Genomic DNA, 6,712 nt, shown 5'->3' with positions numbered 1-6,712 from the left:
AGACCAGTAAACTGTAGATCAATAAATTGAATTCCTTCATGTTGAATTCTAGCAAAAACTTCATCAGGCGAATATGTTACTTGGATTGCTTTTCCATGGCTAACTTTATAGGGCAATTTTATGCTTCAATCAAACACAAATACATCCGAGATTTAAGGATTAGGTAAGAAATGTCAGAAACAAACCAAATCGATCTTAACAAATTACACCATATAGTCCTAAGAGAAACCGAAAATGATACAATTCAAGAAATTGATCCTGATTTCTATAGAATTCTTTCAGACTTTATTCGGTGATTTAAAAAAACAAGAATTTGATGGAGTAGAAAGTAAAATTAAAGAAGCCATTATTGATACATCTACAGAATTAACATCTCTTTTGATTAACATTAGATTAGATAAAATTTCTAGACTAGAAGATATGAATTTTAAAAATCTATTAGACGAAGAGAAATTTATCCTTGATGCTCAAGAAGAACAAAGAGAAAGAACTGAAATGATACTATCTGCAATAATTAACGGAAAATCAAAATTCCTTGAATCGATTTCTCAAAACCATAAAACCAAAACTGTAGTAATTAGATTTCTTCAAGAAGTTGATGAAATTATAGGGGCTGATCTAGAAAAATATGGACCTTTCAAAACAGAAGATATTGCAACAATTCCATATGAAAATGCTCAAGCACTAATTGCTAAAAATATTGCAACTAAAGTTCGTTGGGAAGATTAGATAGAAATTAGACCTCTAACAATTCTAATTTATGACACACACAGGAGTAGATGTTATTGATTTTCTATTTTATACGATTTATCCAGTAATTGGTATCTTTATTGTAGAAGCAATTAGTAGAGCAGTTAAAACTCCAAAATGGATTAAGCTTTGGTCGCAAGCTGTTGTATCAATTGGATTTGGAATTTACTATTGGTTTGTCTTACCAGCACCACAAAATTTTCCTTTAACTGCAATGGTTATGTTTGCACTGGCTATAGCATTAATCTATCAAGGAAGACGTGCAAAAATATCTCCAGACAAAAGTCCATATTAGATTTTTAACTATTTGAATTTTCTAAACATTCGTTTGAATACGTTTTGTTTATTTGGTCCACCGTCTCTAATCACTTTTCTCTCTCCAAACCTTTGAGCTCTAATCTGAGATAGCTTCACACATCTATGTTCTTCTGGAAGTCTATGTTCAGAACAAAATGGATCTTTGCAGTAATTACACTGAAATGGCATGTCTGCCATATCTCCACAATAAGCACACTTCTCAGGCTTCATAATTATTGTACAGTTTTTCTTCTATTAAACTTGTAAACATATCATTTTAAATTTGATTTTTAAAATTTCAAGTAAACGTTTTTACAATGTAAAAATTAAAAATGAATAAGTGAATTTTGATGATTAAAGATAAAGTAGCAATCATAACCGGAGCAAGTAGTGGAATAGGTTTTGCTACAGCGTTAGCACTTTCAAAAGCAGGAGCAAAAGTTGCTATTGGTGCTAGACGAACTGAAATGCTTTCTAAATTAGAAAAAATAATTAAAGAAAATGGTGGAGAGGTTTATTCTCAAAAATTGGATGTAACCAAAAAAAATGAATGTGATTCATTTGTTGAAAATGTTTTAAAAAAATGGAATAAAGTGGATATTTTAGTAAATAATGCAGGCTTGATGCCTCTGAGTTTTTTCAAAAATTTGAAAGTTGATGAATGGGATCAAATGATTGATGTTAATATCAAAGGTGTATTGTATTGTACTGGAGCAGTTGTTACACATATGCTTGAAAATAAAACTGGTCATATAATTAACATCTCATCAGTTGCTGGAAGAATAGTTTTTCCTGCAGGTAGTGTTTATTGTGCAACTAAACATGCAATTACAGCATTTAGTGAAGGACTAAGACAAGAACTTAGCGTTAGAAAGAACATTAGAGTAACATGTATTGAACCAGGAGTAGTTGCAACGGAACTAACTAACACAATTACTGATGAATCATTACAGGCATTTGTTGAAAGTGCCAAAAAAATGGAATCATTACAAGCTGAAGATATTGCAAATGCCATTGTCTATGCAGTAGAAGCACCAAAACATGTTAATGTAAATGAAATTTTAATCAGACCAACTACACAAGATCGTTAAATTGTATAATATTCCACATTTGTTGATTCTTGGTGGAGGTTTTGGTGGATTAGCTGCAGCAAATGAAATTAGAAAAAATCTTCCAGCATCTCAAATCAAGATAACCGTAGTTGACAAAAAAGACTGGTTTATGGTTGGCTTTGCCAAACTTTGGATTATTAATGGAACTAGAACATTTGAAAATTCAATTGGCTCATTAAATGAGCTTAGAAAAAAAGAAATCAATTTCATAAAAGAAGAAATAACTAAAATTAATCTTCATAACAAAAACATTGAAATCGGAAATGGTATCCTGTCATATGATTTTCTTATTATTGCAATGGGTGCAGTATTAGCTCCTGAAAAAATCCCCTGGTTATCTGAAAATGGAATGAATCTTTATGATCACAATCAGTTAACTGAAATTCATAATAAAATAAAAAAAATAAAGTCTGGTAAGATTGCTATATCTATTATGGGAATGCCTTACAAATGTCCACCTGCTCCATTTGAGGCTAGTTTATTGATTGATTCAATGTTAAGACAAGAAGAAGTCAGAAACTCAATTGAAATTCATTTGTACAGTCCTGCACCAATAACATTGCCAGTAGCTGGTATAGAAATAAGTCAACAAATACTTAATTTGATAAACTCTGAAAACATTATTTTTCATGATTCGTGTAAAATTAAATCAGTGGAAAAAAATAAATTAATTTTTCAAAATGGAGAAGCGGAATTCGATTTACTTCTTGCTATACCACCACACATTGCTCCTAAAGTAATTTATGAATCAGGATTAGCAAAGGAAGGTGGTTTTATTTTAATTGATAGAGAATGTAAAACTCCATTTGAAGATGTATATGCAGTTGGAGACGTAACAACTTTAGCAGTAAATGAAACAGCATCAGTACCTAAAGCAGGTATATTTGCAGAGGGAGAAGCAATAACAGTAGCACAAAATATAATTTCAAAAATAGAATCTAAAAATGAATTTTCTTTATTTGATGGAAAAGGAGGATGTTTTATTGAATCAGGAAGAAATACTGCATCTTTAATTGAAGTAGATATGTTTTCTGAACCAAAACCCTCAACAAATCTAACTGAATCTACAGCTAAACATCTTGATGAAAAATTACAATTTGAAAAAGAACGACTTACTAAATGGTTATGATGAATTTTCTTTTTTATTTTCTTTGGTAAGATGCTCTAAAATCGCTTTTACCTCAACACCCAAACCTAAAGTATCTTTTGCTAAATCTAATTTTTCAGGAATATTTTGTTTAAAATTTTCATCTTCATTTTCTATTCTTATCTTTTGGATACAATCAAGATGATCCTGATCAGTTCCAGAAATTCTATGACAAATGTTACAAATTTTCATTAATTATCAATAATAACCCGACGATTTAATAATTTCATTTTGTGCCTCTTCCATGAGGGGTCGTAGTCTAGCTTGGTATGATACTAGTCTGGGGGACTAGTGGTCGCAGGTTCAATTCCTGCCGGCCCCATTACAATTTTAATATCTTTAAAATATTATCAAAACTTTCTCTTGTTTGTTCCTGTTTGTACGTTCTTAAAACATCGATAATTTTTTGTTTTTGTGCAATTTTGTAAATTCTTTGAACTTTTTTAGCAATTCCTGATCCAATAAAAATAGCCTGAGTTACTGATGTTACATTTGATACTCTTCTATTAACACTAGAACTTTCAAAATCAATCAAAGTTGACCTTGATTTATCAACAATCACATGTTTTGAAATACTACTTAACTCACCATGATCAAATCCTATCTGATCTAATCTATAACAATCTTCTAAAACTGTTCTAATCACAGATTTTAGTTTCTTTGCACTTCCAACTCCTTTTAGAGATAATATCCAATCTTCTATTTTTTCTCCTTTTAGATATTCCATTACTAAAAAATTTTTACTTACACTGTATAATTTTGGTCCAACACTTACTGTATTTGCAATACTAAGCAAATCTGCTTCACTTTTCATCTCACTTCTTTGAGAATCTAATCTTCTAATCTTTAATGCAATAATGTCATTTTTTTTCTTTGCTAAAACAACTACACCGACATAACCCTTTCCTAGAATTTGTAAATTACCAATTGTTGTAGGTCCAGTAAATAACACTGATTTTATTTTTAATTTTTCTAACTCAGTAACTCTAGATTTAAGTTGACGTGAATTAGCTTTGGGATAACCAAGAATTTTTGAATATGGTTCTTTTACAAGTTTTTTAATTGGAATAAAAGATTGTTCCATCAGTTGAAATTAGATCCGAAATTGCCTCTTTAATTGATTTGCTTAAATTTCTATTTCCTACAAACACTTTGAATCCCTTCATAAAGTCAGCCTGTAATCCTTTGGGAATGCCTGTTTGAAGATTATTTTTTAGAAATTCATTCATAAATTTTAACGCTTCATCATGTTTTCGTTTCTCAAGTGAAATAATTTTTTTATCTTCACTAATCCACATTAATTCTGTTTTTTTAATATTTTTTAGGATAAAACTATTACAATCATCTTCTCTAAAGATTTCAGGACCTTTTTTAGAATAATTTTTTGCAATCTTGGTTGATTCTAGAAGAAATAATAAACATGCCTCATTTTGTTCATCAGAATACGATTTTGAGCGTAAAACTTTGAAGCCTCCTAATTCTAATTGTGTTGCTAATGAAGTTGTAGCTCTTTTAATTTGTCCCCAAATAATATCCGGACTTCTCATTTTGAAATTAAATTTAACTACGAGAACGTTTTCAATATTTTTATTTGATGGTTTTAATATTTTAGGTTTAAAGAATTGTAAAGTAGGATTTTTTTGAAAAGCTCTACAAACAAGAACAAATTTTCCTATATTCTCATTTGAAATTGCAGCAGCTAAATTTCTATTATTATCAATAGGATCCATAATTACAATTGGTGTTTCAAATGTTTTTGATGCATTTCCAATTATTTGATTTGGTTGAATTTTTGCAATTGATTTTATTACATTTTCAAAACTTCCAAAATTTAAAATTAAAACTTCTGACACATAACCGCTAAAACCTTGTTTAGCAATTTCTGATCCATAAATTTTAGTTGATTTTAGAAATGTTTTAAGAATTCTAACTTCATTTTTCATTTTAGGTGTAAGTGCATTTTGCATGTATTTTGTATGGAATTGTGAACGATCAGCAGAACTTTTCCATTCTCCTAAATTTACGTCATAACAAGGTACTATGTTGATTTTAGTTTTCTTAATTTTGGCTTCTACATAAGGATGCTCAGAATATCTTACATAAGGTTTGTATTTTTTCATTGATTCAAATCCAATTTTTTTTGAAATATCTACAAATTTTTCATCAGTAATTGTTTTTTTAAATTTAATAAAAATATCAACATCTGCTTCATTAGATAACCAAGTATCTTTTGCATAGGAACCACCAAATTCTAGTCCTACTAACTCAGGATAATTATTGACCTGCTCTTTAACTAGGGAAAAGGCTTCATCAGCAATTTGTTTTTTTATTTTTATTGTGTTTTTAGAAGGATTTACAGACATTCCAATTCTAGAAATTATTTTTTTCATGATATTGCTTTTACCTCCATTAAATCTGTATAAGTGGGTCCTTTTGAACTTAGAACACTTTGTTTAAGTTTAAATCCTGAAATTTGTTGTATACCAAAATCAATTAATTTGAATTTATCCATTTCTTTGCTAATATCTCCAATCCTGTTTTTAATTCTAAACACTGTGATATGAGGTTTAAACGGTTTATCAACAGTAAAACCTAATGGAGTAAGTGCATTTTCTACTTTCTTTGCTAATTCTACTAGTAATTTTCCTCCATTTTCATCAGTTCCAACCCAGATTATTCTTGGAAATTTTTGTGTTGGAAAAACACCAATATTTTTTAAATTTACAGAAAACTTTGAAAATTTAACAGAATCTAATGCTCTACTTACATGATCAAGCATATCTTTTGAAATTTCTCCTAAAAATTGTAATGTAAAATGTAGGTTATGTGGTTCTATCGATTTAGCATTTATGTTAATTTCAGATTGAAATTTGGAAATTGAATCAATTATTTTATCAGATGATATTTCAATTGCTACAAAAACTCTCATGCATTTTTCTTTTGATTATGTTTTAAAATAATTTCCGGTAGCTTCATAGACCAGCCATATTTTTGTTATAATATTGACAAAACTAATTGTTTGTTTAACTGGGATGCCTGGAGCTGGAAAATCAACAATTGCTGACGGTCTGAAAAAAAAAGGTTATGACATTATTAATATGGGAAACATAGTGAGAACTGAAGCTAAAAACAGAAACCTTGATCCAACCGGACCTAATCTAGGTAAACTCATGCTTGAATTACGAGAAAAAAATGGTCAGGGTGCGGTTGCAGAATTAGTAGTACCACAGATTACAAATTCAAAATCTAATGTAATAATAATTGATGGAATAAGATCTAACGCTGAAATAGATGTATTACGAAAATATGGAACAGTTAAACTCCTTGCAATACATGCATCCATTAATACTCGATTTGAATTTCTAAAACAAAGAGGAAGATCTGATGATCCCAAAACAAAAGAAAA

10 protein-coding genes and 1 tRNA gene are annotated in these 6,712 nt (G+C 29.5%); 6 read left to right on the top strand and 5 right to left on the bottom strand.

Annotated features, from left to right (window positions below; all coding sequences use genetic code 11):
- Window positions 1–234 precede the first annotated feature (234 nt).
- Together BG20_RS10095 and BG20_RS10090 are read left to right on the top strand one after the other, a co-directional pair.
- Window positions 235–729, top strand: coding sequence for a DNA replication complex subunit Gins51 (locus BG20_RS10095; protein WP_010194828.1), 495 nt, complete (start codon window positions 235–237; stop codon window positions 727–729).
- 31 nt (window positions 730–760) lie between these two features.
- A complete protein-coding gene (locus BG20_RS10090) occupies window positions 761–1,045 on the top strand; it encodes a hypothetical protein (protein ID WP_010194825.1) in 285 nt (94 codons plus the stop codon).
- 8 nt (window positions 1,046–1,053) lie between these two features.
- Here the strand turns inward: BG20_RS10090 and BG20_RS10085 are convergent, their stop codons facing one another.
- The gene (locus BG20_RS10085; RefSeq protein WP_010194823.1) at window positions 1,054–1,278 is read right to left on the bottom strand and encodes an AN1-type zinc finger domain-containing protein; all 225 of its coding nucleotides are present in this window, start codon (window positions 1,276–1,278) and stop codon (window positions 1,054–1,056) included.
- 119 nt (window positions 1,279–1,397) lie between these two features.
- On the opposite strand from BG20_RS10085, the gene BG20_RS10080 reads away from it, so the two are divergent.
- Window positions 1,398–2,138 (top strand): SDR family oxidoreductase, encoded by a 741-nt coding sequence (locus BG20_RS10080; RefSeq protein WP_010194821.1) that lies wholly within the window; start codon window positions 1,398–1,400, stop codon window positions 2,136–2,138.
- Between the two features lies 1 nt (window position 2,139).
- Window positions 2,140–3,288 (top strand): NAD(P)/FAD-dependent oxidoreductase, encoded by a 1,149-nt coding sequence (locus BG20_RS10075; RefSeq protein WP_048097230.1) that lies wholly within the window; start codon window positions 2,140–2,142, stop codon window positions 3,286–3,288.
- Here the strand turns inward: BG20_RS10075 and BG20_RS10070 are convergent.
- On the bottom strand, window positions 3,283–3,498 hold the full coding sequence (locus tag BG20_RS10070; protein ID WP_010194817.1) for a hypothetical protein: 216 nt from the start codon (window positions 3,496–3,498) through the stop codon (window positions 3,283–3,285). The two genes, BG20_RS10075 and BG20_RS10070, sit on opposite strands and share 6 nt — an antisense overlap.
- 56 nt (window positions 3,499–3,554) lie before the next feature.
- Between BG20_RS10070 and BG20_RS10065 the strand changes: the two genes are divergently transcribed.
- Window positions 3,555–3,628 (top strand) — tRNA-Pro (locus tag BG20_RS10065).
- Here BG20_RS10065 and BG20_RS10060 read toward each other — a convergent pair.
- The 3 genes from BG20_RS10060 to thpR are packed head-to-tail and all read right to left on the bottom strand — an operon-like array spanning window position 3,629 to window position 6,235.
- Window positions 3,629–4,390 carry an RIO1 family regulatory kinase/ATPase gene (locus BG20_RS10060; protein WP_010194815.1) on the bottom strand — a complete coding sequence of 254 codons (762 nt, stop codon included), beginning with the start codon at window positions 4,388–4,390 and terminating at the stop codon, window positions 3,629–3,631.
- Window positions 4,365–5,696: a CCA tRNA nucleotidyltransferase gene (cca, locus tag BG20_RS10055; protein ID WP_010194813.1), complete on the bottom strand. Its 1,332-nt coding sequence runs from the start codon at window positions 5,694–5,696 to the stop codon at window positions 4,365–4,367. Before cca ends, BG20_RS10060 begins: the two co-directional genes overlap by 26 nt.
- Entirely contained in the window at window positions 5,693–6,235 is a 543-nt protein-coding gene (thpR, locus tag BG20_RS10050) for an RNA 2',3'-cyclic phosphodiesterase (protein WP_010194811.1), read from the bottom strand. The genes cca and thpR overlap by 4 nt, the downstream gene beginning before the upstream one ends.
- A gap of 73 nt (window positions 6,236–6,308) precedes the next feature.
- Between thpR and BG20_RS10045 the strand changes: the two genes are divergently transcribed.
- A partial coding sequence (locus BG20_RS10045; RefSeq protein WP_010194810.1) for an AAA family ATPase occupies window positions 6,309–6,712 on the top strand: 404 nt, incomplete at its 3' end.

The sequence above is a fragment of the Candidatus Nitrosarchaeum limnium BG20 genome (genome assembly GCF_000241145.1).
In the GTDB taxonomy this organism is placed as follows: domain Archaea; phylum Thermoproteota; class Nitrososphaeria; order Nitrososphaerales; family Nitrosopumilaceae; genus Nitrosarchaeum; species Nitrosarchaeum limnae.
Note: the sequence above shows the minus strand (reverse complement) of the source record. Positions and strands in the feature narration are given on the sequence as shown.

What these genes read in the sequence shown, in the direction of transcription:
- BG20_RS10095 (WP_010194828.1), top strand. Translation starts at nt 235, where the DNA reads ATGATACAATTCAAGAAATTGATCCTGATTTCTATAGAATTCTTTCAG.
- BG20_RS10090 (WP_010194825.1), top strand. Translation starts at nt 761, where the DNA reads ATGACACACACAGGAGTAGATGTTATTGATTTTCTATTTTATACGATT.
- BG20_RS10085 (WP_010194823.1), bottom strand. Translation starts at nt 1,278, where the DNA reads ATGAAGCCTGAGAAGTGTGCTTATTGTGGAGATATGGCAGACATGCCA.
- BG20_RS10080 (WP_010194821.1), top strand. Translation starts at nt 1,398, where the DNA reads ATGATTAAAGATAAAGTAGCAATCATAACCGGAGCAAGTAGTGGAATA.
- BG20_RS10070 (WP_010194817.1), bottom strand. Translation starts at nt 3,498, where the DNA reads ATGAAAATTTGTAACATTTGTCATAGAATTTCTGGAACTGATCAGGAT.
- BG20_RS10060 (WP_010194815.1), bottom strand. Translation starts at nt 4,390, where the DNA reads ATGGAACAATCTTTTATTCCAATTAAAAAACTTGTAAAAGAACCATAT.
- cca (WP_010194813.1), bottom strand. Translation starts at nt 5,696, where the DNA reads ATGAAAAAAATAATTTCTAGAATTGGAATGTCTGTAAATCCTTCTAAA.
- thpR (WP_010194811.1), bottom strand. Translation starts at nt 6,235, where the DNA reads ATGAGAGTTTTTGTAGCAATTGAAATATCATCTGATAAAATAATTGAT.